Genomic DNA, 15,625 nt, shown 5'->3' with positions numbered 1-15,625 from the left:
AAGTATTGAATCTCACTCATTATTGGTAACTATTTTTCACTTAAAAACCGAGTAAAGGACAGCTCATGAGTGAATATTATGCTCTTTTTTCTCAATATTTCAATGTGCTAAGTGTTATTTGGGGTGGAATTAAATTTGGATTATTTAGTTTTATCCTTGCATTAATTGTACTTATTTTATTTCGTAAAGTGGTATTAGTTAGTCGACGCTATTGTGTACAGAAGTATATTGCGCGCAGCTATTACTTTTTTATTCCTGTTATTTGCTTAGTATTTGGTAGTGGCTATGGTTTTATCATCACTGCGCGTGATCAAGTTATCAGTAAATTGCCTATTTATCAAACAGCTGCGCAATCGTTTATTGACCAAAATATTGATATTAATATCAATGTTAAAGCAATAGTTTATGCTTCTAAAAATTTAGATGATGTAATTGATGACGTGATAGTTGATATTAAGCAGTCAATGGTGACTAAATTTAAATTGGCAGATCAAAATCAACAAAAAATACAACAGATAATGCTAAGAGCAGTTGAGTCACCAGTAGGGATTAAGTTCATTAAATCGAAATTGAAAGAACAACTATCGACAACAACAGGTATAAAACGGCAACTCGTTAATAAAGTATTTGAAATTAAGCTCTCGACACTATTAACGGGTGAGATGGTGATTGAAATTATCTATTTTTATGTTTTGCTTGCAGTAAATAGCTTATTATTACCGCTAATTATTGTTTGGGCTATTTTATTAATGATCCCTTTAGTTGAAATTAGTGTTGCTTATTTCTATGATAAAAAACATCGAGTCGTTACCTAGTAAGCTTAACACTTAATTGCATATTAATGAGAGTGATAGATAGACATCATTTATAACATTTGAGAAAATACCCGCTTTGTGCCAGGGCAAGAGGTAAAATAGATGACGGCAACTATTATTGATGGCAAATCCATTTCTAAAACAGTTCGAGATGAGATCGCAAATAAAGTATGGTTACGAAAAAAAGAGGGATTAAGGGCACCTGGGCTTGCGGTTATTCAAGTAGGCAGCGATCCTGCTTCAAAAATTTATGTTAAGAATAAACAAAAAGCCTGTGATGATATTGGTTTTGTTTCATTTGCTTATGATTTTGCAGCCTCGACTACCGAGCAGTTGCTCGATTTAATCGATAAATTGAACAAACAAGTAGAGGTAGATGGAATTTTAGTACAGCTACCGTTACCCGATAATATTGATAAAACAAAAGTATTAGAGCGAATCGACCCGAAAAAAGATGTCGATGGTTTTCACCCTTTTAATATCGGTCGTTTGCTGCAGCGTGAACCAATTTTAAGGCCGTGCACACCTTATGGGATTGTTAAAATGTTACAATCGACGGGAGTGAAATTATCAGGCTTAAATGCAACTGTTGTTGGTGCTTCGAGTATTGTTGGTCGCCCGATGGCATTAGAGCTATTACTACTAGGCTGTACGACGACAATTACGCACAGCCAAACTATTGATCTTGCTGAGCATGTTAAACGTGCTGATATTGTTGTTGCGGGTATTGGTATCCCTAATTTTGTTAAAGGTGAATGGATAAAAGACGGTGCGATCGTAATTGATGTGGGGATTAACCGATTAGACGATGGCAAACTGGTTGGTGATGTAGAATTTGATGAGGCCGCAAAACGCGCGAGTTTTATTACGCCAGTTCCTGGTGGCGTCGGTCCAATGACCGTTGCGATGTTGATGCAAAATACATTGGTTGCTTGCGAAAGATTTAGTTTGTAATATTTATGTAGCGATATAATTTAATTTATAACATTTAACACAATAAAAAAATTGGAAGGAATTGATTATGATTATTTTTCATACTAATAAAGGCGATATTAAAATTGAAACCTTTGCCGATAAAGCACCAGAGACGGTTAAAAATTTTATCGAATATTGCAAAGAAGGGTTTTATGATAATACCATTTTTCACCGCGTGATTAATAACTTTATGATTCAAGGTGGTGGTTTTGAGCCTGGAATGAAACAAAAGAAAACTAAAGCACCGATTAAAAATGAAGCGGCAAATGGACTTAAAAATACCGTAGGTACCCTTGCTATGGCGCGAACCAATGATCCTCATTCAGCGACAGCGCAATTTTTTATTAATGTGGTCGATAATGATTATTTAGATTTTCGCTCGCCTGATGCTAATGGTTTTGGTTACTGTGTTTTTGCCAAAGTTGTTGACGGTTTAGACGTTGTCGATCAAATTAAATCAGTAAAAACAGGGCGTAGCGGTATGCATGCTGATGTTCCTGTTGAAGATGTTGTGATTAAAAGTGTTACTGTAGAGTAGTAATGCAACGTTTTTTTATCGCAGATATTCACTTAAACCAAGATGAGCCTGGAATAACAACAGGCTTTTTGCATTTTTTACAGTCGTTACCGAGTAATAGCGAGCTTTATATTCTCGGCGATTTGTTTGATTATTGGATCGGCGACGATATTGTTGATCAGTTATCGCAACAAATTAGCCAACAATTAAATCAGCTTAAGTCGCGAAATATTGCGACTTATTTTATCCATGGTAATCGTGATTTTTTATTGGGGCAGACTTTTGCTAAATTATGCTCGATGACAATTTTGCCAGAGGTTAGCGTATTAAAAAATAGTGACGAGAATATCGTTATTTTGCATGGTGATTTGCTGTGCATTGATGACTTATCCTATCAAAAATTTCGACGAAAAATGCATAGTAAATGGTTACAATGTCTATTTTTATTATTGCCTCGATATGTTAGGTTAAAAATTGCGACTAAGCTCCGTCATAAAAGCAATCTGCATAACCAACAAAAATATGAATATATTATGGATGTCAACCAACAAGCGGTTGAATCAATGATGAATAGCCATCACGCCAATGTAATGATTCACGGTCATACCCATAAGCCCGCCATCCATCAGTTTAATGTTGATGGCAAACCGTTGATGCGGATGGTATTAGGGGCTTGGCATGATGGGGTAAATTATATTCATCAAGATCAACATGGTGAGCTCAAGCTAATTAAAATAGATAATTAACGATAATGATTATTTAGATAAATTTCCCGTCGACATAAAACCAATGTTCACCATGTCTAATAAAGCGGCTAATTTCATGCATTTTGTCTGCTTTACCTTTAGCATTGCGATAACGTGCGGTAAAATCAACAAATGCTTCATTAGGTAGATCACTATTCCAACTTTTATTAATAACTAATTCAATCCATTTGGCTTCACTTATCTCTTCATCTAGCTTTTTAGGCAGAGTTTGAGGATGCCATGTTTTGATTAAATAATCTGCTTTATGTAGTGCATAGGCACTATAACGTGAGCGCATTAATATTTCGGCCGTTGGCGGGTTTTTCTGCCATAAATGATATTGTTCACAACAATCTTTATAAGATTTTTCTGTACCGCACGGGCATAAGTTTACGGTTTTTTTATTCATGATTTATTGTCGCTCAAAATAGACTAAAAATAATAGTTAAGGAATGACATGAGTATTGGCATTATTAGGGTGAGTAAGAAGCCTTGTACAATAGCCGGTGGCACTATCATAATTCCCCCCCCTTTTTGTAACATCGGTAAGGTAAAATCCATCGAGGTGGCACCACAAATGCCTAATGAGGTTAATTTAAAACGCCTAATTAGGCTTGGAATTAAAATAATGGCGCATAGTTCACGCATAATGTCATTTAAAAAAGTAATGCTACCAATGATAGGGCCCTGAGCTTCAGTCATAAGTATGCCAGATAACGAGTACCAACCAAATCCAGAAGACATCGCCATTGTCGTATGCATAGGCAGGGATAATAAATAAGAGACTGCAATACCACCTAAGAGTGCACTAAAGATAACCGTAAGCGTTGTGATCATGCCGACTTTATTAATCAATATTTGTTTTAGGGTAATATTGTTGCTGCGCAGTTGAATACCAACCAAAACTAACAAAATAACCAGGATAACTTTAGAGGAAAGGTCATTATATTGCCAAATAGAGGAGGGGATCAGACCACAGATAAATCCTAAAATTAAGGCTAAGCAGATTCGTAAAGACTCTAAAATCATTTTAAAACGTGACGCCAATTCTTGATTACTTGGGCTAGTATTGCGCCATGGTAAGGCAATATCAAATATTAACAAAAAGACCATATTCAAGCCAAATGTACAAATAAATAATAATAATGTTGATGAAATAATTGTTGTTAAATGACTAAGTAAATCATCAAGTTGTGCGAGTTCGCTACCCATTAAAAATAAAATTAAGTAAATAATCAGACTTAAAGATTGATTAATTTTGTTGAGCCATGCTTTATTCGATAATTTTATCAAATAACCGATAAATAATGGAATTAATGCTATCAAAACACCGAATAACATAAAACTATCCTTTAAAATAATATTTTATTGCAAGTGAGATAAACGATCTTCAATATGCTGCATTAAGTTATCTAATAGTAGATAGCGGTTACGATATTCGGATCGTTTTTTACTTGCAATATCTTCAATAGGTTTACGCGTAATATTGCTTGGCAGAATATAGAGCCCTTGGCGATCTGCTTGCCCGTCAAGTGTCTGCCAAAAATCGTTATAATCTGAATGAAGCTGCTTAAATCGGCTTTTATAGCGCCAATTATTGTAAATGTGAGTTTTGTTTCCCACAGCGAGGACTTGTTCTAATTGAAAATATTTAGCCAAAAGAATAGCGCACTCAACGACCAGTCGTTTAGGAAATAATCCATAGCATGCTTTGGTTGCTTGCTGAATCGTCGCTCTTGCATCTTTACTATTCGATCCTTGTAAACCCGCGATAAATAATGTTGATTTACCCAGATAATTGATTATTGAAAATGTCAGTGTTGCGAGGTCAACACCATTTTGGTCATAAACACAAATACTCAGCTCCCCTTCACGGGAGTATTTATCTTCAGCTTGAATAAAAATATTAATTCGCTCTTCATTTTTGACTGTCAGTTCGGCAAGCATATATGGGGTATCATCATAAAAGGCTTGAGTAATTTTATCGTTGTGTGTCGCAAGAAAATTATAATGATAGATTAAGGCTTGTAGACGCGCTTGATTATTCATACTCGATGATAAATAGGGGCGTTGTAACTTACAAGGTAAATTAGTTTGTCTTGATAAATAGTAACCAAGCAAAGGATAATTAGCTAAATGTTCTAGCCAAGTAAATGTTTTCGGGCTAAGAAAAATAGTTCGTAAAAAAAATTTATAACGATATCGCCAATCTTGCCAAAGAGGATTAAGAATTAGTTTACCCGAGCAAAGCCATTTAAATAGCTCCATTTTATTTTTCGGCGCTGTTATTTTTCGAATGTTGTTCATATGTATTGTACGAGCAATTATGTTAATTTGTGTATAAATCACTGATAAAAATGAGTATCATACCCGATAAAGTGCTTTTAGTAGAGTATTAAATATGAGTAAACAACAAGTCGTTGATAAATTAAATGTAAAAAATATCGCCCCACCCGCTAAATATAAAGTCATTTTGCATAATGATGACTATACCACGATGGATTTTGTGATTGAGGTCTTAATGCATTTTTTTAATCATGATGAACATAGTGCCACTGAAATTATGTTGGCGGTCCATAAACAGGGGAAAGGAATTTGTGGTATTTATTCGGCTGAAATTGCTGAAACAAAAGTATTTCAAGTGACTCATTATGCAACAGAACATCAATTCCCTTTACTATGTACTATGGAGAAAGTCTCATCATGATGAATAAGCAGCTACAGCGCGTAATTAATGATGCTTTTAATCACGCTCAGTCTTTGGGATATGAATATTTAACGGTGGAACAGCTGTTACTTTCATTGCTAAGCGATAATTCAATTGTTGATATTTTGTCAGCACTTAATGTTGACATAGATGATCTTATTAACGCGTTAACTATTTTTATTGAGCAAAATGGTAGTTTCTCCTCTCGCCATGATGGTGAGTATATAACTGAGCCCACCGTTGCTTTTCATCGAGTCATTGAACGTGCACTTATTCAAGTTAAATCATCAGGGAAACAAGAGGTTATGAGTAGTGATGTACTGGTTTCAATGCTTCAAGAACAAGAGTGTTATGCGGCTTACCTATTAAATAGCAGTGGACTCGATTTGCTCACGCTAACACGCTATCTATCCCACCAATTAGCTAAGCCTGAAAACACTGACGATTTAACAAATAGTAACGATAATAATGAAGAGAATAGTCCGTTATTGCGCTATACAACAAATCTCAATTTGTCAGCTAGACAAGGGAAAATAGATCCATTAATTGGACGAGAAAATGATGTTGAGCGAGTGATGCAGGTTTTATGTCGCCGTCGTAAAAATAATCCTATTTTAGTCGGTGAGGCGGGAGTCGGCAAAACAGCAATAGCTGAAGGATTAGCGTGGTTAATTGAGCACAATCGTGTTCCAAGCGTGTTAGCAAATGCCACAATTTATTCATTCGATATTTCAATTTTAATTGCGGGTACAACTTATCGTGGTGACTTTGAGAAGCGTTTTAATGAATTAGTTGCAGCACTAGAAGCTGAGCCAAATAGTATTTTATTTATTGACGAAATCCATATGATTATAGGTGCTGGCGCGACCGGAGAAAGTAAGGTTGATACCGCTAATTTACTTAAACCGTTATTATCATCAGGCAGAGTGCGAGTATTTGGCTCAACAACCTATCAAGAATATAGTCGAATTTTTGAAAAAGATCATGCATTAGCGCGGCGTTTTCAAAAAATAGATATAAAAGAGCCATCTGTTGCAGACTCGGTCAAAATTTTACAAGGGCTTAAAGCTTACTATGAGCAGTTTCATCAAGTCCACTATACCGCAAAAGCGTTAAAGAGCGCGGTAGAGCTATCCGTTAAGTATTTACCTGAGCGTTTTTTACCTGATAAAGCTATTGATCTTATTGATGAGGCAGGGGCCAAGAATAGGTTGCTATCTAGTGCCCAACGCAAGAAAACGATTAATGTTAGCGATATTGAAAAAATTATTGCTAAGCTGGCGCGGATCCCTGAAAGCACAGTATCTACTCCAGATAAAATAAAATTGCAAAATTTGTCGGCAGAATTAAAGTCGGTTGTTTTTGGGCAAGATAATGCGATTAATGTACTTTGTGATGCCATAACGCTTAATCGAGCTGGGCTTAGTTTAGACCATAAACCGATTGGGGCTTTTCTCTTCGCTGGCCCAACGGGAGTAGGGAAAACTGAGGTGACTTTGCAGTTAGCTAAAATATTGAACGTGGAGTTGTTACGTTTTGACATGTCTGAATATAAAGAATCGCATACGGTCAGTCGTTTAATTGGTTCTCCTCCTGGCTATGTTGGCTATGAAAACGGTGGACTATTAACCGATCAGGTGATTAAACACCCTCATGCAGTTCTATTATTAGATGAAATAGAAAAAGCCCATCAAGATATTTATAACCTATTATTGCAAATTATGGACAATGGCACGTTAACTGATAGTAGCGGTCGTAAGGTTGATTTTAGGAATATTATTTTAGTGATGACCACTAATGCTGGCGTGCAAGAAACCGTAAAGTCTTCAATCGGATTCTCATTGCAAGATAAAAGCCATGATGCAATGTTTGAAATTAATCGTATCTTTAGTCCAGAATTTCGTAATCGATTAGATAATATCATTTGGTTTGAACATTTAAGCAAGTCAATTATGAGGCTAATTGTCGATAAATTTATAGCTCAACTACGACAACAGCTAAATCATAAACAAGTTGATCTCATGATAAGCAATGAGGCTAAAGTTTGGCTGGCGCAAAAAGGTTATGATAAATCAATGGGCGCAAGGCCAATGTCTCGAGTAATTCAAGAGCAAATTAAAAAGCCGATCGCTAATGAGTTATTATTTGGCAAATTGCAACAAGGTGGTAAAGTTAAAATTAGTTTAAAAAATGAGAAATTGAGCTTTATCTACGGTACTAAATAAATTTTAGTTAGCGTGATACCTTTACCATTAATAAAAATAAGAGGTAGGAAGGCAACCTACCTCTATTAATAATCTCTGTGTAATTTAATGACACATTATCAGCATCCATGCATAATTATTATTATAATCCTATAAAACAGCAGTGATTAATAAACCGCGTTATAGAGTGTTTCAATTTCTTTTATGCTAGTGTCGCGCGGATTACCACCAGTACAAACGTCATCAAATGCCGCTTGTGCTAGCGCTATAATATCGTGTTGTTTAACGCCGATCTCTTTTAATGTAGCAGGAATACCAACATCTTGGTTTAGTTGTTTAACTGCGTTAATAGCAGCTTGACGAGCAATATCTATCGGCATTGATTCGGTATCTTTTATCCCCATTGCTTTCGCTATATCCCGATATTTATCTCCTGTAAACTCTGCGTTGTAAGCCATAACATGCGGAAGTAATACCGCGTTTGCGACGCCATGTGGAGTGCCATAAAACGCACCAAGTGGGTGAGCCATTCCATGCACTAATCCCAACCCAACATTAGAAAAGCCCATACCTGCAATATATTGTCCTAATGCCATGTCTTCGCCACCTTTTTTGATGCCTTTGACCGAGTCACGTAGTGAACGAGCAATGACCTCAATCGCTTTAAGGTGGAACATATCGGAGAGTTCCCATGCTCCTTTTGTGATATAACCTTCGATAGCATGAGTTAATGCATCAACACCTGTTGCTGCTTTCAAATTTGCGGGCATACTTGCCATCATGTCACTATCAATGATGGCAACAGTAGGAATATCATGAGGGTCAACACAAACAAATTTACGCTTTTTCTCTTCGTCAGTGATGACATAGTTAATAGTAACTTCTGCTGCTGTTCCCGCTGTGGTTGGGATAGCAATTGTCGGCACTGCCGCTTTAGTCGTTGGTGCAACACCTTCAAGGCTACGAACATCAGCAAACTGTGGATTATTGATAATAATACCAATTGCTTTGGCGGTATCTTGCGGCGATCCGCCACCAATTGCGATTAAGTAATCAGCACCTGAATCTTTAAATGTTTGTACCCCTTTTTGTACAACGGCAATCGTTGGATTGGGCATAACGTCATCAAATATTTGATAGCTTAAATTTGTCTGGTCGAGCAAGTTAGTGACTTTGGTCGAAACATTAAACTTAATTAAATCTTTATCTGTTACCACTAAGGCTTTTTTAAAACCACGTTTTTTTACTTCATCAACAATATGACTAATAGAGCCTGCACCAAAGTAAGATGTTTCATTTAATATCATGCGGTAGGTCATTTGTGACTCCTTATAAATTATTATAGTATCTATTAATTAAGAATTTAAAATATCGTCGATTCTTCTTAATTGTGCGCTATCAATTTTGCCATTAAAATTACGCGAGATGGGTTGCATATAACCAAATTTTTCTGCCACTACACTTTTGATTGTCGTCACAAAATCTTCACCGATTAAATAAATTTCAGAAAGTTTCGCTATTTTCTTATGCAAGTTTTTAACCGTAGATAAGTCATTAGCTTTGTATGCATCAAGTATTGCTACAAATAATTCAGGGACAATATTGGTTAGTCCAGATAAAACGCCTGCACCATCATTCATTAGGTTAGGTATAAAATATTCATCAAAGCCAGCGAACACACTAAAATCATTACGAATTTTTTGTGATTCTAAGGTAATGAGTCGGGTATGAGATGCACAATCGACCGTGTCTTTAATGCCCATAAAACGAGGGCAGCTTGTTGCTAAGTGCTTAACAATTGTAGCATCAACGTCACACCCCGTTCTTGCAGGGAAGTTATAAATGTACCAATTGCCAGATAATTGACTGTCTAAGTATTGAAAGTAACTAATTAATTGATTTGCAGTTTGACCATAATAATAGGGCGGTAAGATCATAACCGCATCATAACCGTTGCTATAAGCTTTTTCTGCCAGAATTAACATATCACTAATAACTGTACTAGAAATGTGCGCAATCAAAGGTAATGAGGTCATTTTTCTTGCCTGCTCAATTAATGAGCCTCTCTCTTCGATGTTCATATTAGCAAACTCGCCAATGGTTCCCATTACAAGAATACCGTTTAGTTTTGCATCGGTTAATCGTTTGTAGTGTTGTTCTAGCGCTTTAAAATCAATCTTTCCCTCTGTTGTAAATGGCGTAACAGAAGGGCAGATAGCACCTGCAAGTTTATTGCTGCTGTTAAGTTGGTTTATCATTTGTCTTACCTCATAACTATTCGAGACTACTCGAAATTAAAATTTATCGATTAAATCGTTTATAAAGAGACTTCTCTTTTCCAAAAAATAAAATCATACTGCTCAAGGCGATCGGATTTAACAATATAGTCATGACTCGCTGTTTTGATAACTAACTCTAGCAAGTCATCAGCTAGGCTTTGTAGAGATGTTCCTTCAATAACAGGCCCGCAGTCGAAGTCAATCATGCTGCTAAGCTTATTCGCAGTTATCGAGTTTGTGGCAATTTTTAAAACAGGAACAATCGGGTTACCAGTAGGCGTTCCTAAGCCTGTTGAAAAAATTACAATATTAGCGCCTGCAGCAACTTGCCCGGTTACTGCTTCAACGTCATTACCTGGCGTACAAACTAGTGATAACCCCTCTTCAGCCATTGGGTCGCCATAATCGCATACTGCCGAAATAGGTGAATGTCCTCCTTTTTTAGCGGCGCCAATTGATTTTATGGCATCAGTAATTAAACCATCTTTTATGTTTCCTGGACTCGGATTGTCAGCAATTGAGGCATTACATAATTTTGCTTCTTCTTCATAGCGATTCATTAGATCCAAGAAGTGGATTTTGTCTTCTTTTTTAATGCAGCGTGCAACCATATCACCTTCGGCACCACATAACTCAGGAAACTCGGCCAGCCCCGATGCGCCACCTAAGCTCACCACAATATCAGACACAATCCCCATGGTAGGATTAGCTGAGATACCCGAAAAACCATCCGAGCCGCCACATTTAACACCTAACTTTAATTTAGATAGGGGAACGGGCTGGCGTGTCACTTGATTTGCCACTGTCAGTTTTTCAAATGTTTGTTTAATGGCGAGGGTCATCATCTCTTCTTCGTTTTGCCATTCTTGCTGGCGGAAGAAAAGGTAAGGTTTATTAAAATTAGGATTACGTAATTTCAGCTGTTCATCAAAGATGCTGACTTGTGATTTTTCACATCCTAAAGCAAAAACTGTAATGCCAGCTACGTTTGGATGATCGGCGTAAGCAGCTAAAATTTTACATAACGAGGTTGCGTCTGTCGCTGTTCCACCGCAGCCGCTATTAACAGTTAATGCTCTTATACCATCGACATTAGCAAATGCTCGGTTTGTTAAACTTTCTTGCGGATCGCTTGAATGGCAGCCTAATAAATTTTTAGTAACTTGGTCATAGCTCGTTTGCTTATAACCTAGAGGTGCCGCTAGGGCTTCTTGTAGTTTTAATACATTTCTATTCTGGCAAAATACGAGAGGGATAATTAACCAATAATTAGCGGTGCCGACTCGCCCATCTTCTCGAATGATGCCATTAAAGGTTCTATTTTGCCATTTACTCACATCTGGCGGTGTCCAATTATAAGAGCGATTATCTAAATTGACTTCGGCTGCATAATGTTTGACATTTTGCGTCGTAATCATGGCACCTTTTTCTATCTTGACCGTTGCTTTGGCGACAGGTAAACCATATAAGTATAAAATATCACCAATATTTATCTCTTGAGTGGTAAATTTATGTTTGGCAGGCACATCAGTGGCTAAAACATAAGAATGGTTGTTCCAGATAACTGATTCTCCTTTTTTCAGATCTTTTAAGGCAACGATTAAATTATCATTGTCGTTAATTTGTAATATTTTTTGCATAAATTGCCTCTACTATTAGCTGTCTGTTTTTATTCAATAACTTCATTGATAGTATTATTAATCGTTGTTTACTTATTATAGGTTTTCCTTAAAAGTCCAATCAGTATTGCGCAGAGAATGGTAAATAAAGATAAAGTTATGGAGCCTGCTACATCGCTGTTCATTATTTTTTCTGAATAAACTCGAATCATTGGGGCAAGAAAGCTACAAAAAGCACCTATCGTGGTAATAAATCCAATGCCGGCAGCTAAGGCCGAACCAGTTAGGATTTGCGGTGGGAAAGTCCAAAATACCGGTTGTACAGCAAGAAAACCGGTGGCGCAAAAACATAGTGCAATAATTGCAGTTACCGGTCCTGCAAATGCCGATACAGCAAGTCCAATTGCAGCAGCCAGCATACAAATAATAGAAATACTAACGCGTTTATTTGAGTATTTATCAGCATAACGTGGAATATAATATACGCCTAGCGCTGAAATAGCCCAGGGAATTGCGGCAACTAATGATGCCTTAAAACCTAGGCTAGTTCCCATTAAATTAGCAACTTGTGATGGAAGGAAAAACAATAAACCGTATACACCAATTTGGATTGTTCCATAAATTAATGCTAAGTGCCACACTTTAATATTTCTAAGTGCGTCAGTTACTTTACTGGTGGTAGTCGATTTTTGTTCTAAAGCTAATTGAGTGGTTAAGGCGTCTTTTTCATCTTGTGTTAAATAACGAGCTTCTGAAGGTTTATTGTCTAAAAAGAAAAAACAGGCCAATCCTAAAAATGCAGCGGGAAGTCCTTCAAGCACAAACATCCAAAACCAGCCAGGCTTGCCTAATAAGCCATGAAGTTCCAACAATGCGCCTGATATTGGTGAACCAAGCGTTAATGCTAAAGGTACACCTAAGACGAAAATAGCGATAGCCGCACCTCTAATTTTATTAGGGAAAAAAATTGAAGCGAGTAATAAAATACCTGGATAAAAACACGCTTCAGCCATTCCTAATATGAACCTGAGGATAATAAATTCGACTTCATTGGTGACAAAACCTGTTAACGCCGATAATAGTCCCCACAACATAGTCGTGGCACCTAACCAGTGTTTTGCACCTAGTTTATTCATCATTAAATTAGCGGGCACGCCACATAACGCATAAGCAGCAAAAAATATTCCTGCCCCTAGCGCATAAGCTTCGTTGCTGAGATTGATATCAGCTGCAAACGCATCTTTAGCAAAACCAATATTTACTCGATCAATGAAGGCAACAAAATACATTATGAACATGAAAGGTATTAACCTTCGCCATGTCTTTTTTATAGCAGAATTGAGTACTGGATTATCAAAAGTATGAATAGTCATTACGTTACCTCTTTTTAAATTATAATTTTTATTATTACGCCAGTATATTGAGATTTATATCTGTATAATGAAATTATTCTAGAGAGGTTAGTTTGATATAACAATATCAAACATAATTTGAAGGTAAAGAATGTGAACTAGATCATGCTTTATATTATTTATATCCTAATGATAGTACCAATGTGCTTGTATTGAGGACAATAATCAGTATGATCATCCTATTGGATAGTCGATAATATCGCTTTATTATATTGTGGCTAAGAGTTAACTCATTTTTTGTGTTAGCGTTGTGGCTGATTCAATCGCATATTCGGCGAAAATTTCAATTTTATCTGTGGGCATTTGGAATACGACACCAGATGTGCTAATTGCTGCAACTACATTACCTTTATGGTCAAATACAGGTACCGCAATACAAGTGACACCCTCAAAATCTTCGCCATTATCAAATGCCCAGCCATTTTTACGCACCTTTTCCAGTTCTTGTTTGAACTCAGTCTTTGTGGTTATGGTTGTTTTAGTGTGTGCGGGTAAATTTTCATCAGGAAGTAAAAAATCGATCTGTTTTTCGGGTAACCAAGCTAATAATACTTTACCTAATCCCGAACAATGTAGCGATAACCGTTTACCTAGCCAACTTTTTACCATAATAGCATTCGGGCTATCGACTTTAGCAAGGTATATTGCTGAATCTCCATCTAAAACACCTAGGTGGCAAGCTAGGTGAGTTTTATCTCGTAACTGTGTAAGGGGGGCGATGGCGAGTTCTCGAATATTAAATTGTTCCACTGATTTATTGCCAAATTCATAAAAAACGAGGCCTAAAAAATATTTATTACCATTCTGCCTTAGCAAGTTATTCGCCACTAAGCTAGCTAATAATGCCGACGTCGAGCTTTGTGGTAAAGACAATCCTTGATATATTTGTGTATAGGTAACACCGCCATGTTGTGCAATAAAATGAAAAATTCGATTGGCTTTATCAATTGCTGGTGCTTGAGTTGATATAGATGTCATTGCTTTAGATCAGCTTAATAAATTATCAGAATTGTTGATCAGTATAAATGATTTTACTAAATTTCGGTATACTGACTAAATATTAAGTTTACGGCGTTAATATTAGTCTAATAACAGGCGACTTCAATTAATATAGTCAATTATATTGACACAATCTTATTATTGGTCAAAATGCATGAAACTATTTTTAATAAAGGGTTTATTTATGAATAATCGCTTAAATATAGATTGGGAAATGTTTCTCAAAGATTATTGGCAAAAAAAACCAGTAATATTACGGCAGGCATTTCCTAACTTTGTCGACCCAATCACGCCAGACGAACTTGCAGGGCTGGCTGTCGAAAGTGAAATTGAAAGCCGCATTGTAAGCAATAAAAATGGTAAGTGGGACGCAAAATATGGTCCATTCGAGGAATATAGTCATTTGGGCGAAAGCAATTGGAGCTTACTTGTCCAAGCGGTGGATCATTGGCATCAAGATGCGGCGACGTTAGTTGAGCCTTTTAAGGTATTACCACATTGGCAATTTGAAGATTTGATGATCTCTTATGCTACCCCTGAAGGAGGGGTTGGACCGCATATTGATAATTATGATGTTTTTATCACTCAAGGTATGGGCAAGCGTCGTTGGAAAGTGGGTGATCGTAATCCTAATTATCACCAGTTTAGCGCCCATGCAGCGCTATTACATGTAGAGGCGTATGAACCAATCATTGATGATGAGCTTAATCCCGGCGATATTCTTTATATTCCTATTGGCTATCCGCATGACGGAGTAAGCTTGACCGAATCTTTAAGCTATTCGATAGGGTTTAGAACACCAACATCACAAGAATTATTAACTGGCTTTGCAGATTATGTCTTAGATAATGTGTCCGAAGGAATTTTTTACCAAGACCCAAGTTTACAGTTATCGGACAAACCTTATCAGATCAACTCTTACGAAATTGAAATACTTAAATCACAGATGTGCACATTAATTCATGATAATGCGCTATTTATTGACTGGTTTGGTAAGCAAACGACGCAGCCGATGCATGAACTTAATATTATTCCTTTAGATCCTCCTTACTCATTAGATGAATTTATTGCGGAAGTGGAGAGTGGTGCGCATTTATACCGCGTAGCCAGTATTCGTATTTTTAAATTGAGTAATAAAGGTTATGTAAATGGTGAGCGAATCGAGTTAGCAGAACACTATATCGATCTCTTATGCCAAAAAGATGAACTATCGAGTGAAGAGTTACATGATAAAATATTATTGGCAGGTTTACTTGAATTTGTTAATAAAGGTTTTTGGTACTTTGAATAATACAGATGGGGGGAATCCCCCATCAGATTGCTGACAAACCTCGATATTATTCGGGGTTTAT

The 15,625-nt window shown here is 36.7% G+C and carries 15 protein-coding genes; 7 read left to right on the top strand and 8 right to left on the bottom strand.

The annotated features are described in order from the left end of the window. Positions 1-65 precede the first annotated feature (65 nt). The 4 genes from RHO12_04185 to RHO12_04170 all read left to right on the top strand — a co-directional run bounded on the left by RHO12_04185 (position 66) and on the right by RHO12_04170 (position 3,053). On the top strand, positions 66-815 hold the full coding sequence (locus RHO12_04185; protein ID WVD66982.1) for a hypothetical protein: 750 nt from the start codon (positions 66-68) through the stop codon (positions 813-815). Positions 816-917: 102 nt separating this feature from the next. Beyond that, positions 918-1,769 carry a bifunctional methylenetetrahydrofolate dehydrogenase/methenyltetrahydrofolate cyclohydrolase FolD gene (gene folD, locus RHO12_04180; protein WVD66981.1) on the top strand — a complete coding sequence of 284 codons (852 nt, stop codon included), beginning with the start codon at positions 918-920 and terminating at the stop codon, positions 1,767-1,769. A 67-nt stretch (positions 1,770-1,836) separates the two neighbouring features. After that, positions 1,837-2,328 (top strand): peptidylprolyl isomerase B, encoded by a 492-nt coding sequence (ppiB, locus tag RHO12_04175; GenBank protein ID WVD66980.1) that lies wholly within the window; start codon positions 1,837-1,839, stop codon positions 2,326-2,328. Between the two features lie 2 nt (positions 2,329-2,330). Further along, positions 2,331-3,053, top strand: coding sequence for a UDP-2,3-diacylglucosamine diphosphatase (locus RHO12_04170; GenBank protein WVD66979.1), 723 nt, complete (start codon positions 2,331-2,333; stop codon positions 3,051-3,053). A gap of 13 nt (positions 3,054-3,066) precedes the next feature. On the opposite strand, the gene RHO12_04165 is transcribed toward RHO12_04170, so the two are convergent. Genes RHO12_04165 through RHO12_04155 form a run of 3 tightly spaced genes read right to left on the bottom strand, consistent with a single transcriptional unit; the run spans position 3,067 to position 5,360 of the window. Continuing rightward, positions 3,067-3,462, bottom strand: a complete 396-nt coding sequence (locus RHO12_04165; protein ID WVD66978.1) for a YchJ family protein — start codon at positions 3,460-3,462, stop codon at positions 3,067-3,069. A 23-nt stretch (positions 3,463-3,485) separates the two neighbouring features. Next, entirely contained in the window at positions 3,486-4,394 is a 909-nt protein-coding gene (locus tag RHO12_04160) for a lysine exporter LysO family protein (GenBank protein ID WVD66977.1), read from the bottom strand. Positions 4,395-4,418: 24 nt separating this feature from the next. Next, complete coding sequence (locus tag RHO12_04155; protein WVD66976.1) at positions 4,419-5,360, bottom strand: VirK/YbjX family protein; 942 nt, start codon at positions 5,358-5,360, stop codon at positions 4,419-4,421. 94 nt (positions 5,361-5,454) lie between these two features. Between RHO12_04155 and clpS the strand changes: the two genes are divergently transcribed. Both clpS and clpA read left to right on the top strand, forming a co-directional pair. Further along, positions 5,455-5,760, top strand: a complete 306-nt coding sequence (gene clpS / locus RHO12_04150) for an ATP-dependent Clp protease adapter ClpS (GenBank protein WVD66975.1) — start codon at positions 5,455-5,457, stop codon at positions 5,758-5,760. Then, on the top strand, positions 5,757-7,985 hold the full coding sequence (clpA, locus tag RHO12_04145) for an ATP-dependent Clp protease ATP-binding subunit ClpA (GenBank protein WVD66974.1): 2,229 nt from the start codon (positions 5,757-5,759) through the stop codon (positions 7,983-7,985). Before clpS ends, clpA begins: the two co-directional genes overlap by 4 nt. A gap of 146 nt (positions 7,986-8,131) precedes the next feature. On the opposite strand, the gene fucO is transcribed toward clpA, so the two are convergent. The 5 genes from fucO to RHO12_04120 form a co-directional block, all read right to left on the bottom strand. Beyond that, on the bottom strand, positions 8,132-9,283 hold the full coding sequence (fucO, locus tag RHO12_04140) for a lactaldehyde reductase (GenBank protein WVD66973.1): 1,152 nt from the start codon (positions 9,281-9,283) through the stop codon (positions 8,132-8,134). Between the two features lie 36 nt (positions 9,284-9,319). Continuing rightward, positions 9,320-10,222 carry a dihydrodipicolinate synthase family protein gene (locus RHO12_04135; protein WVD66972.1) on the bottom strand — a complete coding sequence of 301 codons (903 nt, stop codon included), beginning with the start codon at positions 10,220-10,222 and terminating at the stop codon, positions 9,320-9,322. 59 nt (positions 10,223-10,281) lie between these two features. Next, complete coding sequence (locus tag RHO12_04130; GenBank protein ID WVD66971.1) at positions 10,282-11,883, bottom strand: altronate dehydratase family protein; 1,602 nt, start codon at positions 11,881-11,883, stop codon at positions 10,282-10,284. Between the two features lie 68 nt (positions 11,884-11,951). After that, positions 11,952-13,235, bottom strand: a complete 1,284-nt coding sequence (locus tag RHO12_04125; GenBank protein ID WVD66970.1) for an MFS transporter — start codon at positions 13,233-13,235, stop codon at positions 11,952-11,954. 264 nt (positions 13,236-13,499) lie between these two features. Further along, complete coding sequence (locus RHO12_04120) at positions 13,500-14,252, bottom strand: IclR family transcriptional regulator (protein ID WVD66969.1); 753 nt, start codon at positions 14,250-14,252, stop codon at positions 13,500-13,502. A 205-nt stretch (positions 14,253-14,457) separates the two neighbouring features. Between RHO12_04120 and RHO12_04115 the strand changes: the two genes are divergently transcribed. Next, positions 14,458-15,564 carry a cupin domain-containing protein gene (locus RHO12_04115; GenBank protein WVD66968.1) on the top strand — a complete coding sequence of 369 codons (1,107 nt, stop codon included), beginning with the start codon at positions 14,458-14,460 and terminating at the stop codon, positions 15,562-15,564. Positions 15,565-15,625: the final 61 nt, after the last annotated feature.

The sequence above is a fragment of the Orbaceae bacterium lpD02 genome, from assembly GCA_036251875.1.
GTDB lineage: Bacteria > Pseudomonadota > Gammaproteobacteria > Enterobacterales > Orbaceae > Orbus > Orbus sturtevantii.
This window is presented reverse-complemented; position numbering and strand designations above follow the sequence as displayed.

Bases quoted from the DNA above. Each gene is read 5' to 3' on its own strand.
- RHO12_04185 (WVD66982.1), top strand. From the start codon at position 66: ATGAGTGAATATTATGCTCTTTTTTCTCAATATTTCAATGTGCTAAGT.
- folD (WVD66981.1), top strand. From the start codon at position 918: ATGACGGCAACTATTATTGATGGCAAATCCATTTCTAAAACAGTTCGA.
- ppiB (WVD66980.1), top strand. From the start codon at position 1,837: ATGATTATTTTTCATACTAATAAAGGCGATATTAAAATTGAAACCTTT.
- RHO12_04170 (WVD66979.1), top strand. From the start codon at position 2,331: ATGCAACGTTTTTTTATCGCAGATATTCACTTAAACCAAGATGAGCCT.
- RHO12_04165 (WVD66978.1), bottom strand. From the start codon at position 3,462: ATGAATAAAAAAACCGTAAACTTATGCCCGTGCGGTACAGAAAAATCT.
- RHO12_04160 (WVD66977.1), bottom strand. From the start codon at position 4,394: ATGTTATTCGGTGTTTTGATAGCATTAATTCCATTATTTATCGGTTAT.
- RHO12_04155 (WVD66976.1), bottom strand. From the start codon at position 5,360: ATGAACAACATTCGAAAAATAACAGCGCCGAAAAATAAAATGGAGCTA.
- clpS (WVD66975.1), top strand. From the start codon at position 5,455: ATGAGTAAACAACAAGTCGTTGATAAATTAAATGTAAAAAATATCGCC.
- clpA (WVD66974.1), top strand. From the start codon at position 5,757: ATGATGAATAAGCAGCTACAGCGCGTAATTAATGATGCTTTTAATCAC.
- fucO (WVD66973.1), bottom strand. From the start codon at position 9,283: ATGACCTACCGCATGATATTAAATGAAACATCTTACTTTGGTGCAGGC.
- RHO12_04135 (WVD66972.1), bottom strand. From the start codon at position 10,222: ATGATAAACCAACTTAACAGCAGCAATAAACTTGCAGGTGCTATCTGC.
- RHO12_04130 (WVD66971.1), bottom strand. From the start codon at position 11,883: ATGCAAAAAATATTACAAATTAACGACAATGATAATTTAATCGTTGCC.
- RHO12_04125 (WVD66970.1), bottom strand. From the start codon at position 13,235: ATGACTATTCATACTTTTGATAATCCAGTACTCAATTCTGCTATAAAA.
- RHO12_04120 (WVD66969.1), bottom strand. From the start codon at position 14,252: ATGACATCTATATCAACTCAAGCACCAGCAATTGATAAAGCCAATCGA.
- RHO12_04115 (WVD66968.1), top strand. From the start codon at position 14,458: ATGAATAATCGCTTAAATATAGATTGGGAAATGTTTCTCAAAGATTAT.